Source organism: Spirosoma foliorum, assembly GCF_014117325.1.
Lineage (GTDB): Bacteria > Bacteroidota > Bacteroidia > Cytophagales > Spirosomataceae > Spirosoma > Spirosoma foliorum.
Map to the genome: position 1 here is coordinate 2,924,263 of NZ_CP059732.1, position 24,272 is coordinate 2,948,534.

Sequence of the window (24,272 nt, forward strand, 5' to 3'; positions counted from 1 at the left end):
TAGGGTAACTATATCCAAGCTCAGTTATGGCTTAACCAAGCCAGCTGTATACCATTACAAGGGAATAAAACGCTGGGTTTTATAACCACTCATGAAGCTGAAGCTATAATCTTGAAACGGAAATGCCCCAACTTGATTAAGTTGAGGCATTCCTGATTACATTCATCTTGCTATTCTTTCCAGGCATCGATCTCGCGTTGTTCATACGCAAGGCCGTATTGCTTCAGGACGTCGTCAGGCACACCGTTCCACTGGTTCGGTACGTTCCCAACGTAACCAAGGTCTTTGATGCCGATCTGGCTGGTATAAAAGCCTGAAGCAGTCATGTTACGCATCATATTGAAAAACGAAACACCCTGCGTCATGTCGGGAGTGGCTTTACCAGGATAAGCAATCTGATCAACCATGTCAATCTGCTGCGTCTTGGTGCAAAGTACAAACTGCTTGCCATAGCGTTTCACGCAAGTGTTGTCCAGCCAGCGAATACCACCCCGCATCGGCGTCTGGTTGCGCGGCTGATCTTTCATCATAAATTCGATAAACGCTGGTACACCGGCCTGCGAGGCACTCCCCGACCGTTCATCGGCGGGTATGATAATATCGCACAGAACGGTGACAGTTTGTAGCTCGTGGGGAGTAAAGAATTTTTCCGCGTGAAGTTTTGCGTCACGCTCAGCTTCATGCTTCTGCCGTCCACCCGGAATTTTCAGAGGTTTCGGATCGGGTGGTGCTGGAACAGCGGCTTCGACAGGATTAACAGCTAAACCAAAGCTGGCGAGCGATAGCGTTTTTAAGGAATCTCTGCGTTTCATAAATCTAAGGTTTATGGTTTACGGTATTTGGTTTACGGTAGGCCGTCACTGTGGCATCAATCGGGATAGTCTGCTAATTCATAGGGTTCTTCAGGTTCAGAAACTTTGTATTTAAGTCCCCGAACAGGCGACTTCTTCAGAGCTTGAATTAAGCCAAACAGCATTTTTCCAACTCGGTCAGCACGTCCATAAAGTTCATTGAAGCACTCTAAATCAACATGGTGCCTATCGAAGGCACGATACAGTTGAGATTTCACTTCAGTGCCTGAGCCCATTGAGTAACCAAGAAAAACAATGAATTCAGCTCGGTTTGCTCGTCCAAACCCTTCGGCTATATTATCCATAATTGAACCACTTGCTCGGTTAATTTGATTTTTCAACTCGAAGTCTTTGGCAAAAGTCCCTTTTTGAGTTAGCCAATAGATATCATTTGACAATTGACGAGCAAATTGCCAAACATCTAGATCTTCGAATCGATTGATCTTAGCCATGCACTCATGTATCCTTTAGCGACATCCTCCCGAAAACCACAAACCGAATACCGAAAACATTATAAATTTTTCTTTTTGACTTCGTCAATCAAATATTCACTGGTACGCATGGAGCTGGCCAGAATAGTCCAGGTTACGTTTTTGTCGCCCTGCGATACAAATGGAGCGGCATCAACCACAAACAGGTTTTTCACATCGTGAGCCTGCTGCCATTTGTTTAACGCCGATTTCTGAGGGTCGTTACCCATCCGAACTGTACCTACTTCGTGAATGATTTTTCCCGGAGCTTCAAGTCCATAATTATTCTCAGGACCTGGTTTATTCCCCAGTGGAGTACCGCCCATTGCATGGATGATCTCCTCGAAGGTATCCTGCATGTGTTTGGCTTGTTTCACCTCATTCTCCGACCATTTGTAATGGAACCGTAGAGTTGGGATACCGTATTTATCGACGGTGTTAGGGTCAATTTCACAGTAGTTGCTTTCGAGCGGAATGGGTTCACCCCGGCCAGCCATACCAATATAAGCACCATAGAACCGGCGATAATCGTCTTTCAAGCCAGCGCCATAACCTCCGCCGGGCTTCATTTTACCATCCCGACCAGGGAACCGACCGTTCATGTTTTCCATGCCGCCACCAAATCCATAGCCAGGCATTCCCATGCCACCGCCATATTCAATGTGGTAACCACGTGGAAAGTCTAGTTTCTTGTTATCGAGCCACCAGGGTGTAAATACGTGCATACCACCTACGCCATCTTCATTATAGCGTTTACGATCCATCAGCGCTGGAACAAAGCCCGAGCGGCTGGCACCGGTTGAATCGTTCAGGTATTTACCGATTACCCCACTGCTGTTCGCCAATCCATTCGGGAAACGAGAGGATTTAGAGTTCAGTAAAAGCCGGGCTGTTTCGCAGGTGCTGGCGCTCAGAATAACGGACTTTGCTTTAATCGTCACTTCTTCGAGCGTGCGGGTATCTACGTAGCTTACGCCCGTTGCCAGACCCGTTTTAGGATCAGTCAGTACTTCCCGAGCCATTGCGCCATTAATGAGCGTTACATTACCCGTTTTAACCGCTGGAATACAAAGTACCGACGACGACGAGAAGTCGGCATAAGCCTGACAGGCCCGTCCGCACTGGCTGCAATAGAAGCAAGAGCCACGTTCTTTGTTGATGGGCTTGGTCAGGATGCTCAAGCGCGACGGAATTACCGGAACCCCAATACTCCTCGCCCCTTTCCGAAGCATCAGTTCATGCAAGCGGGGTTTAGGCGGTGGCAGGAAGTGACCGTTCGGTTCATTTGGGAAGTCGGTCTCTATCGAACCAAATACCCCAATCATCTTATCAACCCGGTCGTAGAACGGTTTCAGATCTTCATACGCAATTGGCCAGTCATCGCCGATACCCGTCAGTGAACGACGGCGGAAATCGTCGGGACCAAAACGCATGGAAATACGTCCCCAGTGATTGGTACGTCCACCCAGCATTCGAGACCGGAACCAGTAGAATTCGGTACCTTGTTTCGCCGAATAAGGCTCGCCTTCAATATCCCAACCACCCCAGGCAGCGTCAAAATCACCAAATGCACGCGTTGTACCAGCGCCACGGCGAGGTGACTCCCAGGGCCATTTCAATTGGGTAATGTATTTGGGATCAGCTGGGTCAAAATAACCACCCGCTTCTAACAACGCGACTTTTGCACCCGCTTTCGCCAGTGTATAAGCCGCCATGCCACCCCCAGCCCCTGAGCCAACAATGACTACATCATATTGGGTGGGTGCTTTTTGAATCTGAAATGGATCCATGCAGAATTTATAAAGAATAATTGATTATGCTGCGACAAATAACCCGATTATTATATTAAAAGCAACTAAAGAATAAAATTACCCTAAGTATTACGAAGAAGCCCCTAGTTTGGGCTAGTATTTTCCCAATTTAGATTCTTTTTATTCTGTAAGGCGCACCTCCATCTTTCGGAAATGGCCAACTCTGTTCAAACGAAACTGTCAGTCAAACAAGTACCAATCGACTCCAAACGAGAAACCTCGGCGCATTTGCAGGAAGCCGGGTGAAACAAAATAGCCTGCCTGGGGAAGCCCCTGATTGGCATGAGTCAATTTTACAAACAATCTCGTTCGGTTGATGCGCAGATTCGCATAAATGTCAGCGAGAATAGCCCCCTCTACCTTCTCGGTATTCTGAAGATAAAACTGTTGGGTAACGGGCATATAGGCATCGGCATAATAGGGTGATTTGTAGTGCAGATCGACCCCCGTCTGAATATATAATACCTTTGAATATAGGAATTCATACTGAATGCGGGTATTCATAAAAAACGGAGGAGTATGCAACACGTCGGTATTCGACTGAACGGTGTAATACCCTTGTCCTGAAATCAAAAACTTGCCGAATTGAAAATGATACCCTAAGCCCGTTCGCACTACACTAAACGAACCATCTACCTGTTGGGGAGTAGCTTTATTATCAAAGTAAATATAGTTCGACAATAGGTAGTAATCCAGGCTAGGTTCGAGACGCAGCTGTTTATAATGCAGATTTAATTTACCATACGCATGATTGTAGATGGGCAGTGAGAAATTATTACGCCAGAAAAAAATCATGCTCTGATAGCGCTCCTGCATCAGGGTTGGGTTAGTCGAAATTGACGAATAACCCGCCGTTAGAAACTTACTTTCAAGTTCTCCTTTAATTCGATATAGAACATTCCCTTTGGTATTCGCACCAAACTCAGCCTCAGCCGTCAATCTGGATAAGCTATCCGGGAAATAATAGCCTAACCAACCGCCTAAAAACGTTTCAAGCCGGGACGTTTTATAATCGTTAAACGTCGTTCTGGACTCATTGTAATGCGTAGTCTGGCTATAATTCCGAATGCGGAGATAAGCCCGGTAATTGAAAGATGACCCTTTATACTGTGCACTTCCCTTGATCCCAAACTGGTTTTCCAGCAAATTATAGCGGTTTAGCTGAAATATACGCGACGTATCGCCCAGGATGGCGGGGTAAAACCGGATTGGCGTTGTCGAGCCGGGTGGCGTAACGGCCTGGTTCAAGCTCAGTGTATCGTCCTGGTAAAAATTCTTGTGCGACTGATAGTCAAATTTATGATAGAGTTGAAAGCCTTTATCAAGTACATATTGATGGTAGGCATGCCAATCGTTATGAATCTCCCAACCGTGCGGCCCCTGCACGGTTGTACTACCACTCCGTAGTCGCGCATCACCCTCATAGTTATAGATGATAGGCGTGACACCATCGGCTTCCAGACCCGGCAACACCCCACCCTGCTCATCGAGGCTATGGTTCATGTTGTTGAAATGGGCCAACAGGGTATATTTATCGTTTTTCGAGCGATAATTTGTGTGCAATACGACCGCCCAGTTCTGCGCCAGTAACTTATGCGGGTCGGCACTTCCGCTGGTACCAAAAATCTTCTGAGACGTAAATCGCTGGACATTGAACCCCACATTCCAGCGGGGATTAATATTTTGGGCCATATCGAAGCGCAAAATATTCTGACTGTTCCCGCCCAACGCAATATACATATCCGTAAAAGGCGACTTTGTATTATAGTATTTTACGTCTTTAGTCTGATATGCATAGGGGTTAAATACATAGTAACCTGACTGCGCTCCCAACTGCTGAGGAACCTGCAAAAATACCGGACGTATAGGCGTACCCAGTGTTCCTAGATCCTGCAATTGATTCTGACTGCGTTGCACATACGTAAACCGATGAACTTCATCCATCGTGGTATCCAGCGTGTAGAGCTTCTTCCGATTGTTTAGAACATCGTCCTCCAGTACGTATCGTGTTGACTTAGGACCATAGATAACTTTTGTCGAGTCGTCGATAATACCAGTGCCTTTATTACCCGTCGTGGAAGCAGGCATACTCTGCCGTCCCCCGAAGCTATTCGGAACCCCACCCGGCATTTGCCCGATCTGTGCCCGGCCCTTGAACGATAGAGCCAGTATAAAAACTAAAACAAGAAAACTCCGATTCATTAGGTCAAAAGTACGCCAAAACGCGGCACAGCCGAAAACTCAACTAAACATTACGCTCGGTATTTAAGGATTTTTAAAGGCATTGGCATCCAGAAATTGCGCAAAACCACTTTCCTGTCCCGACAAAAACTGCACGGCAACAGGCAGATAGAAGAGCGGCAGCTTTGCCCGTTCTTCCGGGCTGAGCAGTGCATCGAGCTTCACCCAATCTTTCTCTGTTGTCAGCACGGCTGTAGCTGGCGGCAGGGCAGCCAGAATTTCATCCAGCACAGTTCTCGTATATACATAATGATCGGCAAAACGGTAATGTTTAGTCAGGTTGAATGTCCGTCTGACGTATTGTTCGAGCGGGTCGGCATTTGCCAGCCCTGAAATCAGGATTACGTCTCTCAAGTCAGGCGTTGGCTGGTGCGTGGCAAACGCCATTGGAGCACTGTAGGCCAACCCGGCAAAAAAGATCGGTGTATCTGGCTGGGTATACTTCCTAATTCGATTGGCAATCCGTTGTTGCTCTGTTGCCCATAGATCTGTCGGGCATTTGGTCACTACTATACCATCGGCCCGACGGGCGCCCCTCCTGGGTTCACGCAACCGACCGGCGGGAAACGGGTAGTCGTCATAAAAAGGGCGATTGTAGTCCATTAACAAGATGCTAAGGTGCGGTTTAACAGCCCGATGTTGAAAAGCATCGTCGAGCAACACCCGTTTCGTTTCGGGATGAAGAGTTAGTAAGGACTGGATGGCATCGACCCGGCGCTCCCCCACACACACCCTAACCTGCGGGCTAAACTTTCGGTAAAGCTGTAGGGGCTCGTCGCCAAGGGTATCGGCCGTATCTGTATCGGTAGCAATCCGAAAGCCGCGCGTCCGTCGACCATAGCCCCGGCTCAACGTAGCTGTCTCTCCGGGCTGACTTGTCACTAAAAAAGCATACCGTTTAATCAAAAATTCGATCATCGGCGTTTTTCCAGTACCGCCAACTGTTAAATTACCTACGCTTATGGAGTAGACAGAAGGTCGAATTGACTTCAATAAGTGTCTATCAAAGAGCCAATTACGGATACCTATAAGCAGACTATACAGTCCACTGAGTGGCATGAGTAGCCATTTGCCGACCAAACGTTTCATTAATATTTTCGTAATATTGCCCGGTTGAGCAGCCAAAAGTAGTACTTTTAGGACTGGGAATCCTCGTCCTCGCCATCCTTACAATGAGTTTAAAAGCCGACTTCCTACCATACACGTTGCATTTTCGCTTCGAAGCGGGTACGTCGCGCGGCACCCTAACGAAAAAAAAAATCCTACATTATCCGGCTCTTTGATGATGAGAACCCGGCTATTGTTGGCTATGGTGAATGCGGCCCTCTTGCTGGCCTCAGCTACGATGATCGGCCTGATTTTGAGGAATGCCTACATAATTATTGCCTGGAGTTCAACGAATTAGACCTTCAACTGTTTAGCTGGAATCTGCCGATTGTGCTCAATCAGGTGATCAGCCCTAAGTTTCCGAGCATTTTATTTGGCTTCGAAACGGCTATGCTCGATTTTCTGGCAGGTGGGCAACGTATCATCAAAGCATCAGAGTTTACGACGGGGCAACGCACCATTCCAATCAATGGACTGGTCTGGATGGGAAGCCCGGATTTCATGCGCCAGCAAATCGAAGAAAAGTTGCAGGCGGGTTATACAACGCTGAAATTAAAAATTGGCGCTCTCGATTTTAATCAGGAATGTGACTTATTGGCTATGCTACGGGATCGGTTTACAGCCGACCAGATCACACTTCGGGTCGATGCGAACGGGGCGTTTAAGCCCGATGAAGCGATGGCAAAACTAGAACGGTTGGCCACTTATAACCTGCATTCGATTGAACAGCCCATACGCGCTGGTCAACCCGAGTTAATGGCCGATTTATGCCGCCACACGCCTATTCCGATTGCCCTTGATGAAGAACTCATTGGCCAAATGGAATACGTGCATAAATTTAGATTACTGAAAAAAATTCAGCCGCAGTTTATTATCCTGAAACCAACGTTATTGGGCGGATTACGTCATTGTGATGAGTGGATTGAACTGGCCGGTCGATTAAATATTGGTTGGTGGATTACGTCGGCGCTGGAATCGAACATTGGGTTAAATGCCATTGCTCAATACACCGCACAGTTCAAACACTTGCTACCTCAGGGGCTAGGCACGGGACAATTATACCATAACAATATCGGTAGTCCGCTGTTTACGTCACAGGGTTTCCTCCATTACAACCCGGCTCAACCCTGGGATTTCAGCTCTCTTTCGGCTGATTAATCCAGCACTGCACTACTTAACAAACCGTATCCGTTGAACTTACCTGCCGATCATATCCGCTTACTGTTTGGCCTGAAATTACGCCAGCTCCGACTCGACAAAGGCCTGTCGGTTAGCGAATTGGCCCAAAAATCAGGCTTATCGATTTCGTATGTAACGGAAATAGAAAAAGGGCGTAAATATCCCAAAGCGGATAAGATTTCGGCTCTGGCCAATGCGATGCAGGTTGATTATGATTCCCTGGTTTCGCTTAAACTCAGCAAGAAATTAGAACCCATTTCAGACCTGCTGCGCTCGAAGTTTCTGACGGAAATTCCGCTTGAATTGTTCGGGATCGACCCATCCGATTTGCTGGAGCTACTGGCCGAAGCCCCGGCAAAAGTCAGTGCCATGATTCGGACGTTCATGGATATTGCCCTGAGCTATAACATGAGCGTGGAGCGGCTATACCTTACGATGCTTCGGTCGTATCAGGAAATGCACGACAACTATTTCCCGGAGATTGAAGCCGAGGCCGATCAGTTTCTGACTGAATTTGCCGCGAATGATCGACCGGTTGAAGAAGTCTTGCTAGTCAATCTGCTGAAAACCCGCTACGATATTCGGATTGTGCAGTTCGATACGCTTACCAATCCTGAGTTAGTCTCCCTGCGATCCGTTTTTCGGCCCGAGCAGCAAACGTTACACCTGAATGCCGGACTATCTCAGGAACAACGCGTTTTCATTCTGGCAAGGGAAGTCGGATTTCAATTTTTACAGCTCAAAAACCGACCTTATACGTATTCCTGGGTCGAAGCCGAATCGTTTGAGCAAATTCTGAATAATTACAAAGCCTCTTATTTTGCCGGGGCTATTCTGATTCGTAGAGAAGCCCTGATTACAAAAATTACCCAGCTTTTTGCCCGAGATACCTGGAGTAGTGAAGATTTCCTTCAACTCATAACAGAGTTCGGCTCGACACCGGAGCGATTCTTTTACCGACTCAGCAATATTCTGCCAAGCCATTTTGGCATTGATCAACTGTTCTTTTACCGATTTAACCATGTACCCGGCCAGACGACGTTTAAATTGACCAAAGAGATGCACCTCTCCCGTCAACAAGGGCCGCGTGGTATTGTCGATGAGCATTTTTGCCGTCGGTGGATTGCCTGGACCATTTTACAGGAACTCCAGTTTTTACAACAGCACAAAGGATTCGACGATACCCTTTGTCGGGCACAACTCTCCGAATACGCCGATTCCGGCCTTCAATACCTGATTATTTCAGTGGCGCACCCTTTTCAGCCAGAGTTTCAGCAAAACATGAGCGTATCCATGTGTTTTGCGGTCAACGATGCCTTAAAAAGCAAGATGAAATTCCTCAATGCGCCCAATGGAATTAAATCATTAACGGATATCCCCTTTCGGGTCGTCAATCAAACCTGCGAACGCTGCGGCATATTCGACTGCCGGGAGCGCGTAGCGGCTCCAACCGTACTCCAAAAGAAGCGTCATTTCGAAGCCACTAAAAAGGCAATGGAAAAACTGAAATGATATTCTGATGTATGATATAGGATGTATGATGTAATAGCCAGATAATACATCATACATCCTATATCATACATCAGAATATCATACATTACCTTGTTCCTCCTCCCAAGGCCCGATACAGACCGACCAAGGCCAAGAACTGGGCTCGTTTGGTCGTGATCAAGGCCAATTCGGCATCGAGTACGTTCCGTTGAGCAGTGATAACTTCCAGATAGGTGGCGTATCCATTGGCGAACAACTCATTCGACGTGGCAGCGGCCTGACGTAACACATCGACCTCCTGGCGCTGTACATTGGCCACGTTTCGGTAATTGTCTAGCCCCTTCATGCTGCTTACCACTTCCGAAACCCCCGTCAGTATAGCGCGTTGGTACGAAAAATAGGCTTCCCGGCTTTGTGCTGTCTTAATCACCAGATTTCCCTTAACCTGTTTTCGATTGATGAGCGGAGCAGAAAGTCCACCCAACACCCCTAATGCCACCGATTGTGGGTTCAACAACACATTGGGACGAAACGCGTTGAATCCCAAATAGGGCGATAGGTTAAGGGAAGGCCAAAACTCAGCCCGCGCGACCGCCACATCGACATTAGCGGCTTCCAGCTCCCGCTCAGCCTGACGAATATCAGGACGACGGTATACTAATTGAGTAGGCAAGCCCACCGAGACCGCGTTTGGCAGTAGCTGTTTTTCAATCGATGCACCCCTAGCTACGGCCTGCGGGTAGCGGCCCAATAGCGTATTCAATTGATTTTCAGCTTCAACAATCTCCTGCTGTACCCGACCCTCCAGACCACGCGTATTAAGCAGCTGCGCTCTGAACTGCTGTACGGCCAGTTCCGTCACCCGACCAGCGGCTTTCTGTACTTCTACTAATTCAAGGGCCTTCTGTTGTAGCTCAACGTTTTCGCCAATGATTTCCAGCTCGGCATCCAGGGCTAACAGTGAGTAATATAATCGGGCCACATCGGCCGTTAGTGCGGTAACGACCAGATTTCGACCTTCTTCGGACGCCAGAACGCGTGTGTAGGCAGCCCGTCGGCCATTGCGGAGTTTTCCCCAGATATCAATCTCCCACGAACTACGTAGCCCCACGAAGTAGTCGGGTGTTGGGTTTGGAATACGACTTGATCCCGAAATATTATCGGATAAGTTCGTGTCGTAATTACCAACTCCGTTCAGGGTGTAACGACCATAGCGATCGACACCCGCTGTAGCAACGGCATCGACTCGCGGCAACAAAGCCCCCTGGCTGATCCCATAGCTGGCCCTGGCAATATCAATTCGCTGAAGGGCAATTTTCAAATCGGGATTCCGGGCGAGTGCGGTATCGATCAGCGCCACCAGCTTCGTATCCGTAAACAACGTTCGGTGGGGCCACTCACCAATACTACTTGAATCAACCCGCTCTGCAGTAGAACTCCGAACAAACGACTCAGGTACAGCCATTTTAGGCACCGGAGCAGGTGTATGTTGAATCCGGCAACTGCTCAGGTAAACGGCAAAAGGCAAGCTCAATAAAAAAGAAGCGATATTAAGATTCTTGAAGAACGGCACCATTGGTATTCGTTTTGGTGGATACTGATTTTACGTTGTCGTTGGGCGTTTGTTTCGGTCCAAATCGTTGGGCTAGTTTCGCAAACAGCACATACAGACCAGGGACGAGCACCAGGCCAAATACCGTTCCGATAAACATGCCGCCCGCTGCTGCCGTACCGATTGATCGGTTACCCAATGCTCCTGCACCCGAGGCAATACAGAGCGGAATTAACCCGGCAATGAAGGCCAGCGACGTCATCAGAATAGGCCGTAATCGCGTTACCGCTCCTTCAATAGCTGCCTTAACGATAGGTAGTCCTTCCTGTTGCCGTTGGTTGGCGAACTCAACAATCAAAATGGCGTTTTTACCAAGCAAGCCAATGAGCATCACCAGCGACACCTGTGCGTAGATGTTGTTTTGCAGACCTGCCAATTGCAGACATAGAAACGAGCCCAATAGCCCGGCAGGCAAGGACAACAAAACCGGTAATGGCAAAAACAGGCTCTCATACTGCGCTACCAGCAGCAAATACACGAAGACAAGACAAAGCAAAAAGATCATAATAGCCTGGTCGCCAGATAGCACTTCTTCGCGAGACATGCCCGACCAGGCAAACGAATACCCCTTAGGCAGCTCTTTATCAGCTACTTCCTGAACAGTTCGTAACGCATCGCCACTACTATAACCTGATGCCGGATCGCCGTTGATCATCGCCGACATGTACATGTTGTAGCGGGTAATCTGCTCCGGGCCATACACTCGTTCCAGGCGAATGAAATTGGAATACGGCACCATTTCCCCCGCTTTATTCTTAACCCGAAGGTTCAAGATATCTTCCGGTTTTGCCCGGTATTCGGGAGAGGCCTGCACCATCACTTTATACATCTGGCCAAACCGGATGAAATTAGACGCATAGTAGCTCCCCATCAGCGTTTGCAGTGTACTCATAGCATTGTCGATAGATACGCCTTTCTGCGCTGCTTTGTCCTGATCGACCTGTAGCAGATACTGCGGAAAACTTGGGTCGAAACTCGTAAAAGCATTGCCTATTTCGGGACGTTTTTTCAAGGCGGCAATGAAGGCATCCACCACTTTTTTGGTCTTCTGCAGGTCACCAGAACCCGTACGGTCGAGCAAGCGTAATTCAAAACCGCTGGAATTACCAAAACCTGGAACCGTTGGCGGTGGAAAAAACTGAATGCTGGCGTCCTGTACACCCTTCGTTTTTGCTTCCAGAGCAGCAATAACTTCGTCCAGCGACTGTTTGCGTTCGTCCCAGTTTTTGAGGTTGATCATGCCCATGCCGTAAGAAGCACCAACGCCATCGGTCATTAAACTAAACCCAGCCAGTGTCGACACGTTTTCAACCGCTTCCATCGTCGAAGCTACCTGCTGAATTTTGTCCAGCACATCTTCGGTTCGTTTCAGGGTTGCGCCAACGGGCGTGGTTACACTCACGTAAATCATGCCTTGATCTTCGGTCGGAATAAAACCGCTCGGTAACAACGAAGCAATTCCCCAGGTACCTCCCGCAAACAGGGCCAGCATGCCCAGCGTAATCACCGTCCGACTGGCAACCCGTTTCAGAACTCGCTGGTAACGACCAGTTAACGCATCGAAGCCGCGATTAAACCAGGCGAAGAAACGACTCAATATCCCCGTTGCCTGATGGTCGTGCGCTGGGCGTAACAACAGGGCACATAAGGCCGGGGTAAGCGTAACCGCGTTAACACCAGAAATAACAATGGCCACCGCCAGTGTGAGTGAAAACTGCCGGTAGAAAATACCCACCGGTCCCGACATGAATGCAACTGGTACGAACACCGCCGACATAACCAGCGTAATCGCCACCAGTGCTCCACTAATCTCTTTCATGGCGGCAAACGTAGCTTCTCGGGGCGGCAGGTGGTCTTCACTCATTTTCGCATGCACGGCTTCTACCACCACAATGGCATTATCGACCACAATACCGATGGCCAGAACTAAGGCAAAGAGTGTGAGCAGATTGATCGAGAAGCCGATCATGCTCATGAACGCAAAGGCTCCGACCAACGCGACCGGCACGGCCAATGCGCAGATCAGCGTTGAACGCCAGTCCTGAAGGAACAGGAACACTACCAGGAAAACCAGGATGAAAGCCTCGATCAGAGTACGGATTACTTCATGAATAGACGCATCCAGAAAGCGCGACACATCGTAGGCGAAGTTGTAGGTCATGCCAGATGGGAAGTTGGTTTTCTTCAACTCGGCCATCCGGGTTTTCACGTTATTAATGACATCGCTGGCATTGGAACCGGGCCGTTGTTTAAGCATAATCGAAGCCGATGGTCGCCCGTCTGTTTTCGACAAAACGTCATAATCGAGGGAACCGAATTCAATTTCTGCCACGTCTTTCAGACGCAAAATTGATCCATTCCCTTCGGCCCGAAGCACCAGGTTTTCGTACTGTTTGGGATCGAAGAATTTACCACTGTAGCGAAGCACGTATTGCAGCATTTGCGGAGCGCGGTCGGCACTTTCTCCCGCCTTACCTGGGGCAGCTTCTACATTCTGCTCACGGATGGCATTGATAATCTCATCGGGCGAGACACCATAGGAAGCCATACGATCGGGTTTAAGCCAGATTCGCATCGAATACTCCCGTGAGCCCATGATGTCGGCGAATCCTACCCCATCAATCCGTTTTAACTCAGCTAATACATTGATATCGGCAAAGTTGTAAATGAATTTTTCGTCGACGCTAGGGTCATCGCTGAAAATATTGAGGTATAACAGCATACTGTTTACCTCTTTTTCGGTTGAGACACCCGCTTTGATTACTTCTTCGGGGAGTTCGTCCAGAACAGTTGTTACGCGGTTCTGGACACTCATCGCTGCCAGATCAGGATCAGTACCGACATTAAAGAACACTTGAATCAGGGTCGACCCATCGTTACCCGAAACAGAGTTCATATACACCATACCTGGCACCCCGTTAATAGCCCGCTCGAGTGGCATGGCTACAGCCTTGGTAGCAACTTCGGCATTAGCTCCTGTGTACTTGGCCGTTACGGTTACGGAAGGTGGCACAATATCAGGAAACTGCGTTACCGGCAGTCCCATTAGTGCTAGAAAACCCAGCAACGTTATCAACACCGAAATAACCGCCGATAAAAGTGGGCGTTTTATAAATAAATCGAACATGAGGAAAAGAATTACGGTATTTGGTTTTAGGTATACGGTGAGCTGACGCATGATTTATTGGCGCGTCAGCCCACCGTATACCTAAAACCAAATACCCAAAATCGTCTTTACTGTTGAGCAAGCGTGTTTTGAGTGGATAGGCTATCCGTCGAAACGACTTCGGGAATGATCTGATCGCCATCCCGAACATTTTGAATACCTTCATATACTACCCGATCGCCGGGTTGCAGCCCTGACCGAACGATGTAGTTCTGACCAACACGCGCCTGAGGGACGAAACTCCGTGATTTCACCTTATTCGCCTTGTCGACTACGTATACATAGTTTTTGTCCTGTACCTCAAACACCGCTTTTTGAGGAACCAGCAAGGCATCGCTTACCACATTTGGCAACCGAATTTTACCCGACGAACCGTGTTTCAGCATTTTTTGAGGATTTGGAAACCGCGCCCGGAAGGCAATAGTGCCAGACTCTTCTTCAAAGACGCTTTCCATCGTTTCGATCCGACCCTTTTGGGGATACGGTGTTTCGTCGGCCAGCATCATCTCGACCTCCTGCCCATTTTTACCGATGAGGTCCCGATGTTTTTTCAAAAAACCGAGATACTCCTTCTCCGAAACATCGAAATAGGCGAATACTTCATGGATGTCAGAAACCTCTGTCAGCAAGGCTCCTTCTTCGATCAAACTGCCCATTTTGAAGGGAATGCGATTGATAACGCCATCGAAGGGGGCTCGTATGTTGGCGTGAGCCAGTCGAAGCGAAGCTGTTGACTGCGCTGACTGCGCTTCTTCAATCTGAGCACGGGCCGCATCGAGTTTAGCCTTGGCTAATTCCAGTTCGGAGGGGGAAACAATCTTTTTATCGACTAGTAACTTTACCCGATCAACTTCAACTTCTGCCGTTTTCGCCCCGGCCAGCGCACTTCTCAAGCTAGCCCGAGCTTTATCGAGTCCGACTTTATATTCAGCGGCATTCAGGCTAAACAGCAGTTGTCCCTGTTTAACCGTCTGACCTTCATCAACATATATTTTTTCCAGAAAGCCGGATACCCGAGCGCGGATTTCCACGTTTCGAACGGCTTCTAGTGTAGTTACGTAATCGCGTTGGAGTGTAGTTGTCTGGCGGGCTAATTGAACGACGGGCAAGGTCAGCTTTTCGGGCTCCTCTGTTTTAGTACCATGCGCAGAACAGCCAGCAACAAGGGCGCCGATCAGCAGGACTTTCGTCCATCTTACCAAATTTTCCATAATTGAATCGAGTATACGGAATCCCTAACCAGACGATATGGGCATACCTATCCGGCTAAGCGGTTTCCAGAAAATGAATAATGAATTCGTATAGCAACAGCTCACCAATCCTAAGTGAGCCAAACAGCAAACCAGAGACTAACTCCCTGATTTAAACTACTAGTTGTGGGGGCGGAGCCACAATTTCCTGTATATGGGTAGGAATAGACGTAAGCCGAAAAGGAACATCCTCCGTCAATAGGTATTGAACGGAAGAAACAATGGGAGTAAAAACAAATAGTGGAATGAAATCGTAATCGAGTTCAAGTACGGTCAGTTCCGATTCATCATCGGAGTCGTCATGTTCGGGAACCGCATCGTACAATCCGAAACATTCTTCCAGCAGAAACTCACCAATACTTTCAATTTTATTCACCGACAAATCTTCATGATAGGCAACGGCTCGACTCGTCAGCTTTTCCGTATTCCGGACACCAATGCTCAGATTGATAACGTTCAACGCCATCAATAAACCAAGCAGCCGATAAATCAAAAAATTATAATATTGCCGTTTCATATCGTTCGGAAATCAAATATAGTCCGAAAGCAATATAAACTCAACTGATTACTTATCAGTTAGTTATAAAACTTAGATAAAGCTAATTGATTCAAAGATAGATTAAATTTTAATTAAAATTTTCTAATCTACGCATGCATTTCCTACCTATAACGGAGCCTCACCCCTATCTAAATACGATCCAAACCTGGTATGAAGACTCATTTCCGGTGGATGAACGGCGTGATTTTGCTGATTTGGTAACACTCCTCCCCTGCCCGGATATGCATCTTTGTGCGTTGCTGGATACCCCTCATCAGCTGGTAGGCTTTATCATTTATTGGCAGTGGTCAGACATTCTTTTTGTGGAACACTTTGCCATTGACCCAACAAAACGCGGGCAACAATTTGGGCAGCAGGCGCTGGAGCAATTAGTGCGTATGGCTTATACGTATCTGATTTTGGAAGTCGAACGACCAGAAGACGAGTTGAGCCAACGGCGAGTACGGTTTTACGAACGACAGGGCTTTACGCTAAATCTGTTTGATTACTTCCAACCACCTTATCAACTGGGAAATACTCCCATCCCCATGCGATTGATGTCGACTCCGGCCATTACGAATCATGAAGATTTTGAGCGATTCAGTCAATTGATAAAAACACAGGTCTATGAACGTTTTTACAGGCGCTGACTAGCTAGAAAGGTTACCAACAATATGGCTATAATTAGTCTTGATTCTACAATAAGGAGACTAATCTATTAAGCAATCACGCAGAATTAGCTTTAGTCATTATCTTTCGGTTATGTACAATTCTGCGTGATTGCTTATATAAAATTATAGGTATAGTCTAGCTACCCGCTGCTTTTGTCTCCTAACCTGCTTTCCAATCGATGACTAAGTTTAAATCATCTGCCCCACTCAAGATTTTACTACTTTGTCTGATCAGTGTGGTCAGTTGTCATCAAGAGAAAGGACCAACGGTAACCTCTGCTACTGCTCAAAGCTACCTGGACGAAGTGGTTGGGTTAATGAAGGCTAATTCAATCAATCGAAAAACGATTGACTGGACAGTGTTCAAAGCGAAAGTAGATGCTCAGGCTCAAGGTGCACAGACTATAGCGGATACGTATCCAGCGATTCAGCTAGGCTTGACGCTACTTGGTGACAATCATAGTATGTACTACCCGACTACAGGAACAGTCATTTATGGTACTAAAACAGTAGCCTGTACAGATGCCAATATCGTAACGGGAACAATATACAAAGGGGTAGGCTATGTCAAAGTTAGCAGTTTTGACGGGGGAGGTAGTGATGCCAGCAAGTTCGCCCAATCGATCCAAGGTGCCATCAAAGCAGCCGATAATGACTCCCTTAAAGGGTGGATTGTTGATCTCAGAGGTAATTTAGGGGGTAACATGTGGCCGATGATTGCTGGTGTAGGCCCCCTCTTAGGTGAGGGCATTTGCGGTTATTTTCTTGACCCGGATGGTAATGCTTCGGCTTGGTCCTATCAAAAAGGTAGTGCCTTACTGAATCAGGCTGAATTAACTAAAGTGGAGTCGGCTTACACGATTCGAAAAGCAAATTCTAAAGTGGCTGTATTGACCGATCAAGCTACCGCCAGTTCGGGTGAGGCAGTAGCAATAGCTTTCAAGGGGCGACCCAATACCCGTAGTTTTGGTAAAGCCACGTGTGGTCTATCAACTGCCAATGTAACCAATAGGTTGAGTGATGGTGCACTCTTAAATTTGACCCAGTCTACGATGGCCAACCGGTCTAAACAAGCTTACGGCTCCTCCATTCCGGTCGATGAAGTAATAGCTGCTGAAAAGGTAGTCGCCGAAGCAACAAGCTGGCTACTTCAATAAAGATGCTGTTAGTTCTAAAAAATTAGTGATCTACTATCTTCTATAGAATAACTCACCTTAAACTTCCTATAGTCAACTAATACAAGCGTCCAACTCAAAAGCAGCAAAGTGATTATCAATTTCATGTAAAAGGAATTTTATAATCTAACGACAACGAAATAGTAGTCAAAGTACGAAACTTCAGGATTAATGATCTTGAGTTTTTAAACTCCTACAACACTCCTATCTGAGACGATAGAATCTTCATGCATCTGCTTCAAGAAATGAGGGTTTAGTGAATCAACATCATCATACCATAAGCAAACCCCTTCTTCCGCTTAAAAAGGCGTTGGCTTCAATCAAGTTAAGAAGAGTTGATTCCAGTCGGTATCGTTCGATCGAAGAGTTAACAAAGATCAACGAATGGTAATCGCTACGCGACGATTTTTACTCCGTTCGCTTTCCGTCGTGTTGTCGCCAAGGGGCTGTTTATTGCCAAGCCCCTCCGTAGTGATTCGCTCATCAGCTATGCCCCGACGGGTTAGGTAGGCAGCCACTACCCTCGCCCGATGCTCGGATAACGCCAGATTCAGCCTGGGATCACCGACATTGTCTGTGTGGCCAGCAATATGGATGTGCCACTGTGGATTGGCGTGCATCGATTGAACCAATTTGTCCAGCTCAGCCGATGCTTCGGGCAGCAATACATAGCTGCTCTGCTCAAACTGCACCGTTGGTAAAATCAAGGTAACGCCGGCCGTGATCGCCGGTGGCGGTTCCGCATCCGGTCGTGCGATGGGTGTAGACACAGCGGCTAACGTATCCGTAGCCGTTATTATTTTCGGGAGTACTGGCGCCAGGATCGGTTTTGGTTTGGCGGATTTTAGTTTTTTAGGTTGTGCTGGTTTGGGGGGCGTTGCAACAACGGTTGATAGCTTGGTAACAGCTGGGCTAATCGGTTTAGGAACTAGTGGAGCTTTCTCAAAAAAATACTGGGCAGTGATTGGTTCCCCGCTTTCGGCAAACGGATTCAAAGCGGAGTTGGCGGTTGGTGGTGGCTTCCAGTAAAGCTCGATTTCGCCCCACTCAATGGCATTAAAATAATCAACCCGGAGATCGTAATAATGCCCTGCTTCCAGTACGATGGTACCACTATAATGTTTATACGAGTTCAGTTGCCAGGAATCCAGCACTTTTTTGCTGCTTACCCAAACCCGAATCCCGTCATTCACTTTGGCAAAAAACAGATACTCCCCTGTTGCAGGAGCCAGCAGTTTGCCTGTCCAGCGAATCGAATAATAGGAGCGGGAAAGACCCTTTCCCGGACTACGTCTGTCCCAGTTGAAACTGATGGCCGGATCAATTCGGGAGAAAGCTTTCTGCTCAAAATTCGTTCCGATATAGTAATCACCTCTCAATCCTGACTGAGCCCATGCCTGTTGTGCCAGCAGGCTAAGCAGCATATACCCATGAATTAGGAGTGGTTTCATAAACAGATTTCTATAGCAATCGTATCTGTGACCAGAACGTAGCGTACACTAAGTTTCAAGTTGCATTTCCGGACTCGTGATCATTTCAGACACCCTACCGAGCCGGTTTAGACCGATTAAGGGGTTAGAGTAAGCCGTAGCGTTTCCTGCTTTTCCAGTTGCTGGAGGATAGCTGGCTTTTCGAGCAAAGCCTTCCGAAGTTTCTTCTCGGACATGCGTTTCCAGCTATCACCATTGTGCTTATGACCAGGCTGGCTGGCATTTCCATAGCTCAATGATACCTGCGCTCGCGGCTTTTCACCAAATTCAGTAATAGCAACATACGTATCGCCAGCAACAGCTCGATTGACTTGGGGTTGGCTCTGGTCCGGGACAAAATGAATGGTTCGGTAGATGCCGTATTGTTCGGAGCCACCATTGGCTGAGTAATCTTTTCCAGCTGGTCCGAATCGGTTTACGGCTCCCCAGGCAATATCCAGGCGACCGTATTTTTTAAGCACCTGATTGGCGGCATTACGCAGTAGGTCAACCGCTTTTTTAGTGTCTTTTAAGCCATCGGGTGTACTGACTGGACGCCCGGCATCCCAGCTAACGGCAACCATTCCCGGATTGAACTGATCAAACCAGGCCGTAAATAAAACAGCCCCCCGGCTATCCCCATTGGTCGTTTTGTCCCAGACTTTCAGCACCGAAGCCGCATTCTGGATTAAAGAATCAGGGTATTGCTCCGTGGCCGCCAGTAATTCATCCAAGAATCGATCAGCGGCTTCCAGGCCCGTGTTCAGTTTGTAACCCGCCAATTTTCGAAGCTAATCGACGCATCGTCCTTCACTAAATTAATTGACCGCTGAGGGCGGAGCCGTAAAGGAATCAGTGGCGACATATACGAGGGGAAGGACCCAGGATTTACTACACCAGGAAACGTGCAGCTCCAGGGGGCATCATTGGCATTCTGTACAAAACCTGATGCTGGGTTTAAAACGCGGGGTAGATCCTGATAGGGATGTGTTTTCGTCCAGATGTATTTCGAGCTAGCCCCGTCGATAGCTCCCTGCCAGAAAGGCCAGTCGCCTTCACTACGGACAGGAACATTCCCATTAAACAGATAAAGAATGTTTCCGGCTTTATCGGCATAAATGATGTTAAACATGGGCAGCTGCATGCGCTGAACCGCCGTTTCAAACTCCGCCAGATTTTTCGCTTGCGCCATCGCATGATGCTGGGCAGCGATGCCTGGATTCGTTAGCCCAGCAAATCGGAAGGCATATGTTTTGCCGTCTTTGGTCTGCATTACCGGCCCATGTTGGCTGTAGCGGTAGGTAATTGACTGAGGTTTTAGTTGTCCATCGGGTTGGCGAACCTGGAGCGTAACGACTTTTGTCTCAAAGGCTTGCTTCGCACCGTCCAGCATATAACCATCATCCTGCAACGTGAGCGCGTACCGGTCTGCCGCATCAATGGTATTGACGGTATGTGTCCAACCTAGCCGCTCATTAAAGGCAATGTTGAGCACGGGCTGACCCACTAAGGATGCTCCGTAGGCCATAAAACCAGGGCCGTTCAGATGGGCTTCAAAAAACAGAAAGAAGTTCTCCCAGGGCAGGTGCGGATTGGCCATCAGCATCGCTTTTTTCGAAGCTGACTTGGTGGGAGCAATCGCGTAGGCGTTTGAACCGGGCAGCATTACCCGCGCTGCTCCCGCTTCTGATCCGCCGATAAATTCCAGACAAATCACGCGAGTAATATGCGCCAGGACATCCTGGGGCGTTATGGGTAACACTTGTTTGAACTCGTTCCCGATAGCTTCGGGGTGCGCTTTGGCATAGGCATTTAACCCCCTGACGAAACTGTCCAGACAGGGTTTATAATCAGCTGGCTGTTGAGTATAATGTTTCTTCGCTTGTTCAGCGACACCAAATAAGGTCACGATCTTATCCGAATCCAGAAAAGAAGGTCCCCAATATTCGGCAGCCCGCCCTCTGGCCTGACCGTAGAGCCGAAGCAGCAGGTTGGCGTGATTCTCCATTTGGGCGTAGCCAAAGCCATAATACATGGCTTCTACCGTTTGCCCATATACGTGAGGCACGCCCGCCGTATCCCATAAAATCTCGACGGTCGAAGCGGCAGAATGGCCTGTCTTTACCGTCTTATACGTGGTCGGCTGAGCCGTAGCCATCAGGCTCATCAGCAAAAAGCAAACGATACTACAGTTCATATACAGGAAAGGGAATGGATACATAAGAAGCCGAAGGGAGGTTGATGATCAATACTCAACAATTGAAACAAACGGGATCAGTCGCTTTTTAGATAGCGAATGGGGTTGGCCCAAGCCCCTTTCAGCGCTTGCCGCGAGACGGTCAGGCCGGTGATAAGACTGGTTAACAGGAGCGTACCGGCTAGCAACCAGCCATTGACCGAGATTCGGTAGGTGTATTGCTGTAACCAATTCGATAGTAGCCAGGCTCCCACGGGTGCTGCTACTAAAAAGCCCAGCCCTAATAACTTACCGAATTCTTGCCCCAGTAGCCAAAGCAGTTGTCCGGTCCGAGCGCCTAGTACCCGACGAACGCCAATTTCTTTGGCTTTCGTCTCTGTGAGGAAGGTAACCAGCCCATATAAGCCCAGGCAACTTAATCCAATGGCAACCAGCGCAAAGGCCTGGACAAAAGCGGCCAATAATCGCTCAAGTTCGGTAAAGCTTTCCAGGAGATCGGTAACGGTCTCGGCATGGTAAACCTGATCCGGTAGCACCTGATCCCAGACCTGTTGAATGGCCCGGCGAGTCTGATCGGAATGAGTTGGAGTCAACCGAAGCATGGCTACCCGGCTATGAGGACCGTCATTGATTAAGGTGATGGGCAAAATGGGCTGGTGTAAATCGCCACTGCGAAAATCCCGCACCACGCCGACAATAACCCGTTCGGCATCTTTCACCCGAATGGATTTTCCGATGATCGCAGCTGGCGAGGAAACCCCTAACTGCCTGACCATGGTTTCATTTACCAGCACATCGCGGCCAGTTGTATCCGTAGAGCGGACGTTTCGACCAGCCACCAGTGATAAATCAAAAACCGACAGGTAATGCGCATCAATTGCCCGAACGCGCGTTTCAAACGGTTCCGGCTCGGTAGCCGAATGATAGCTGAACGGACTGGGCCGATTATAAGGGGAAGCGGGCGGGTCACTGCCGAAAGCCACCTGCTCGACACCTGGAATTTGCCCCCACTGCTCGCGTAGGGTCGAGAGGGGGGCAGGACTGTGTTGGGGTAAAAAAACGGCGACTGTCGATGCCGATTGAAAACCCCACGTAACTTGCTGCATGTGTCGAAGTTGCGAGGTGATGACGAGCACACTCAGAATGAAAAATTGCATCAACACGAATTGTCCCCAAATAAGCCCCTGACGAACCGTCAATTTACCGGCCAGTCGCGTAGTCGATTGGCTAGCCAATGCGTTAGCTGGATTGAAACGGGCCAGAACGAATGCTGGATATAAACCAGAGAGCAAAACAACCCCACTGAGTAATCCCAGGAACCAGCCTACTGCCCGAGGCTGAGTTACATCCAGAATAGACAGATTTGGTCGGAGCATATCGGCGCTCGCGGCTAGTGTACGGTTAATGAACGGTAAACACAGTTGAGTGAACAGCAGGGCAACCAGCATCGCCCCAATTACCAGAAGGGCCGTTTCCAGCATAAACTGACCAATCAATTGCCCCTGCGTGCTCCCCATCACTTTGCGAACCCCGACTTCCCGGACTCGTCTTAAGGCTCTGGCGGTTGCCAGATTAATAAAGTTGATACAACCTGCCAGCACGAGTAGCACACCGACCCCCAGTAAGGCATAGAGGACTGGCCGGGGCGCCATACCACTGCGTTCGTGATTGAGTTCGGCCAGCGGTAAAACCTGGTAGTCGAAATGTTGGGCTTCTTTGGCCGGTAGATTCTTACGTCGAATGAGGGGTAAACTTTGATGGAGACGGATTGGGTCGGTTCCTTCCCGAAGTCGCACAAAGCACATGGCCTGTAAGCCTTTCCAGTCGGCTAAAGCGGTTGGGCCTTCCAATACGGGAATGGTAGAGTAGGACACAAAGGCATCATACCGAAGTTGGGTGTTCGTGGGTGGATCTTTAACAATACCCATTACGGTCAGGTCGGTGCGGTTATCCAGTCGTATCGTACGCCCTATGGCCGAGGCTGAGTCGAAAAATTTACGCGCGTATCGTTCACTAAGTACAATCGTGTTAGGAGCTGCCAAAGCTGTTTTACGATTGCCGCTAACCCATTCTACGCCAAATAGATCAAAATACTGAGGCTCAGTAAAACAGACGTTACGGGCTTCAGCGAATTTTTTAATCCAGCCGCCTTTCCCATTCGAGACACTCAACGTACGACCGAAAAAAGTCTCCAGCCGTACCGCATTCTCAACAAACGCATAATCGCGCCGAAGCACTTCGGCCAACGGACGAGGGGCTGCATCGGTGGGCATAGTCCTCTCCCCTTTAATATCGGTCACTAGCCAATAGGTACGCTCTAAATGGGGGTGGTAACGGTCAAAACTGAACAGGTAATTGACGACCAGAAAAATGACTAAACCACTCGTTAATCCTACCGACAACCCTAGTAGGCTAATCAAATTGACATGCCAATGCTGCCACAGGTGACGCCTGGCCACTGTGAGGTAGTGAATAATCATCAGAAAAGGGTTTTGAAAATGAGTAGCTAGCTGACAGCTAAGCGACGGATTAGGCAGTTAGCGGTCGTTTTGATTTGCGAAGCTTATTGGTCAGCCACCCTCGCAGGAATAGTATACCCGCTAATCCTGCTGCACCCCAGGCCGTTCGAAAAGCAGCCATCGGGATGGCCAAGGGGCGACTAACGACAATCAGAAAACCGATCAGCAGCAGAAACGTGAGGATGCTGGAGAGTTGCATAAACTGAAAGGGCCTGGTCGCCGGACGCCGTTTCATCCGGAGCCTGGCTCTCGATGTTTTAGGCATTCCTAATAAATGCTTTGGGCCCAGTTCCTGGTGATACACTTGTTTCAACTGAGCTATCACCCGCGAATTAGCCTGCTGCATAACCTGTTCCGACGCAACGGCGAACGTTTGTCCCTGATCCATTCGCTGTTCAATTAGGGAGGCTATATGATCCAGGAGTTCAGCTTCTAACGCCTGATGAGGGCCGGTTCGCTGAAACTGCTGGGTGATTTGGTCGAGTTGGGTGCGTGACAGTTTGTTCATAAATCAGTGGAGGTCTA

At 48.4% G+C, this 24,272-nt stretch carries 17 protein-coding genes and 1 pseudogene; 4 read left to right on the forward strand and 14 right to left on the reverse strand.

All coding sequences use genetic code 11. The features are described from left to right. Nucleotides 1-170: 170 nt before the first annotated feature. The 5 genes from H3H32_RS12290 to lpxK form a co-directional block, all read right to left on the reverse strand. On the reverse strand, nt 171-812 hold the full coding sequence (locus H3H32_RS12290) for a gluconate 2-dehydrogenase subunit 3 family protein (RefSeq protein WP_182462986.1): 642 nt from the start codon (nt 810-812) through the stop codon (nt 171-173). Nucleotides 813-868: 56 nt separating this feature from the next. Next, entirely contained in the window at nt 869-1,303 is a 435-nt protein-coding gene (locus H3H32_RS12295; protein WP_182462987.1) for a four helix bundle protein, read from the reverse strand. Nucleotides 1,304-1,362: 59 nt separating this feature from the next. Then, on the reverse strand, nt 1,363-3,111 hold the full coding sequence (locus H3H32_RS12300; RefSeq protein ID WP_182462988.1) for a GMC oxidoreductase: 1,749 nt from the start codon (nt 3,109-3,111) through the stop codon (nt 1,363-1,365). Between the two features lie 201 nt (nt 3,112-3,312). Continuing rightward, nucleotides 3,313-5,334 (reverse strand): putative porin, encoded by a 2,022-nt coding sequence (locus H3H32_RS12305; RefSeq protein WP_182462989.1) that lies wholly within the window; start codon nt 5,332-5,334, stop codon nt 3,313-3,315. A gap of 63 nt (nt 5,335-5,397) precedes the next feature. After that, a complete protein-coding gene (lpxK, locus tag H3H32_RS12310; RefSeq protein ID WP_182462990.1) occupies nt 5,398-6,462 on the reverse strand; it encodes a tetraacyldisaccharide 4'-kinase in 1,065 nt (354 codons plus the stop codon). Nucleotides 6,463-6,545: 83 nt separating this feature from the next. Between lpxK and H3H32_RS12315 the strand changes: the two are divergent. Both H3H32_RS12315 and H3H32_RS12320 read left to right on the forward strand, forming a co-directional pair. Continuing rightward, nucleotides 6,546-7,638, forward strand: a pseudogene (locus H3H32_RS12315) (o-succinylbenzoate synthase). A 33-nt stretch (nt 7,639-7,671) separates the two neighbouring features. Beyond that, a complete protein-coding gene (locus H3H32_RS12320) occupies nt 7,672-9,171 on the forward strand; it encodes a helix-turn-helix domain-containing protein (protein ID WP_182462991.1) in 1,500 nt (499 codons plus the stop codon). An 85-nt stretch (nt 9,172-9,256) separates the two neighbouring features. Here the strand turns inward: H3H32_RS12320 and H3H32_RS12325 are convergent, their stop codons facing one another. The 4 genes from H3H32_RS12325 to H3H32_RS12340 all read right to left on the reverse strand — a co-directional run bounded on the left by H3H32_RS12325 (nt 9,257) and on the right by H3H32_RS12340 (nt 15,695). Continuing rightward, a complete protein-coding gene (locus H3H32_RS12325) occupies nt 9,257-10,726 on the reverse strand; it encodes an efflux transporter outer membrane subunit (RefSeq protein ID WP_182462992.1) in 1,470 nt (489 codons plus the stop codon). Then, nucleotides 10,701-13,889, reverse strand: a complete 3,189-nt coding sequence (locus H3H32_RS12330; protein WP_182464324.1) for an efflux RND transporter permease subunit — start codon at nt 13,887-13,889, stop codon at nt 10,701-10,703. Before H3H32_RS12330 ends, H3H32_RS12325 begins: the two co-directional genes overlap by 26 nt. Before the next feature lie 107 nt (nt 13,890-13,996). Continuing rightward, a complete protein-coding gene (locus H3H32_RS12335) occupies nt 13,997-15,139 on the reverse strand; it encodes an efflux RND transporter periplasmic adaptor subunit (protein WP_182462993.1) in 1,143 nt (380 codons plus the stop codon). 151 nt (nt 15,140-15,290) lie between these two features. After that, complete coding sequence (locus tag H3H32_RS12340; protein ID WP_182462994.1) at nt 15,291-15,695, reverse strand: hypothetical protein; 405 nt, start codon at nt 15,693-15,695, stop codon at nt 15,291-15,293. A gap of 134 nt (nt 15,696-15,829) precedes the next feature. Here H3H32_RS12340 and H3H32_RS12345 point away from each other — a divergent pair, with 134 nt between their 5' ends. Further along, nucleotides 15,830-16,366, forward strand: a complete 537-nt coding sequence (locus H3H32_RS12345) for a GNAT family N-acetyltransferase (protein ID WP_182462995.1) — start codon at nt 15,830-15,832, stop codon at nt 16,364-16,366. 200 nt (nt 16,367-16,566) lie between these two features. Then, the gene (locus H3H32_RS12350; protein WP_182462996.1) at nt 16,567-17,544 is read left to right on the forward strand and encodes a S41 family peptidase; all 978 of its coding nucleotides are present in this window, start codon (nt 16,567-16,569) and stop codon (nt 17,542-17,544) included. Nucleotides 17,545-17,939: 395 nt separating this feature from the next. On the opposite strand, the gene H3H32_RS12355 is transcribed toward H3H32_RS12350, so the two are convergent. From H3H32_RS12355 to H3H32_RS12370, 5 genes are all read right to left on the reverse strand, one after another. After that, on the reverse strand, nt 17,940-19,013 hold the full coding sequence (locus tag H3H32_RS12355; RefSeq protein WP_182462997.1) for an OmpA family protein: 1,074 nt from the start codon (nt 19,011-19,013) through the stop codon (nt 17,940-17,942). Between the two features lie 116 nt (nt 19,014-19,129). After that, entirely contained in the window at nt 19,130-19,813 is a 684-nt protein-coding gene (locus H3H32_RS37845; protein ID WP_256432992.1) for a penicillin acylase family protein, read from the reverse strand. Beyond that, on the reverse strand, nt 19,795-21,228 hold the full coding sequence (locus H3H32_RS37850; RefSeq protein WP_256432993.1) for a penicillin acylase family protein: 1,434 nt from the start codon (nt 21,226-21,228) through the stop codon (nt 19,795-19,797). Before H3H32_RS37850 ends, H3H32_RS37845 begins: the two co-directional genes overlap by 19 nt. A 77-nt stretch (nt 21,229-21,305) precedes the next feature. After that, nucleotides 21,306-23,708, reverse strand: a complete 2,403-nt coding sequence (locus H3H32_RS12365) for an ABC transporter permease (RefSeq protein WP_182462998.1) — start codon at nt 23,706-23,708, stop codon at nt 21,306-21,308. A gap of 49 nt (nt 23,709-23,757) precedes the next feature. Then, the gene (locus tag H3H32_RS12370) at nt 23,758-24,255 is read right to left on the reverse strand and encodes a hypothetical protein (RefSeq protein ID WP_182462999.1); all 498 of its coding nucleotides are present in this window, start codon (nt 24,253-24,255) and stop codon (nt 23,758-23,760) included. Nucleotides 24,256-24,272 lie beyond the last annotated feature (17 nt).

Coding starts and splice junctions, on each gene's coding strand:
- H3H32_RS12290 (WP_182462986.1), bottom strand. CDS start 812: ATGAAACGCAGAGATTCCTTAAAAACGCTATCGCTCGCCAGCTTTGGT.
- H3H32_RS12295 (WP_182462987.1), bottom strand. CDS start 1,303: ATGGCTAAGATCAATCGATTCGAAGATCTAGATGTTTGGCAATTTGCT.
- H3H32_RS12300 (WP_182462988.1), bottom strand. CDS start 3,111: ATGGATCCATTTCAGATTCAAAAAGCACCCACCCAATATGATGTAGTC.
- H3H32_RS12305 (WP_182462989.1), bottom strand. CDS start 5,334: ATGAATCGGAGTTTTCTTGTTTTAGTTTTTATACTGGCTCTATCGTTC.
- lpxK (WP_182462990.1), bottom strand. CDS start 6,462: ATGAAACGTTTGGTCGGCAAATGGCTACTCATGCCACTCAGTGGACTG.
- H3H32_RS12325 (WP_182462992.1), bottom strand. CDS start 10,726: ATGGTGCCGTTCTTCAAGAATCTTAATATCGCTTCTTTTTTATTGAGC.
- H3H32_RS12330 (WP_182464324.1), bottom strand. CDS start 13,889: ATGTTCGATTTATTTATAAAACGCCCACTTTTATCGGCGGTTATTTCG.
- H3H32_RS12335 (WP_182462993.1), bottom strand. CDS start 15,139: ATGGAAAATTTGGTAAGATGGACGAAAGTCCTGCTGATCGGCGCCCTT.
- H3H32_RS12340 (WP_182462994.1), bottom strand. CDS start 15,695: ATGAAACGGCAATATTATAATTTTTTGATTTATCGGCTGCTTGGTTTA.
- H3H32_RS12345 (WP_182462995.1), top strand. CDS start 15,830: ATGCATTTCCTACCTATAACGGAGCCTCACCCCTATCTAAATACGATC.
- H3H32_RS12350 (WP_182462996.1), top strand. CDS start 16,567: ATGACTAAGTTTAAATCATCTGCCCCACTCAAGATTTTACTACTTTGT.
- H3H32_RS12355 (WP_182462997.1), bottom strand. CDS start 19,013: ATGAAACCACTCCTAATTCATGGGTATATGCTGCTTAGCCTGCTGGCA.
- H3H32_RS37850 (WP_256432993.1), bottom strand. CDS start 21,228: ATGAACTGTAGTATCGTTTGCTTTTTGCTGATGAGCCTGATGGCTACG.
- H3H32_RS12365 (WP_182462998.1), bottom strand. CDS start 23,708: ATGATTATTCACTACCTCACAGTGGCCAGGCGTCACCTGTGGCAGCAT.
- H3H32_RS12370 (WP_182462999.1), bottom strand. CDS start 24,255: ATGAACAAACTGTCACGCACCCAACTCGACCAAATCACCCAGCAGTTT.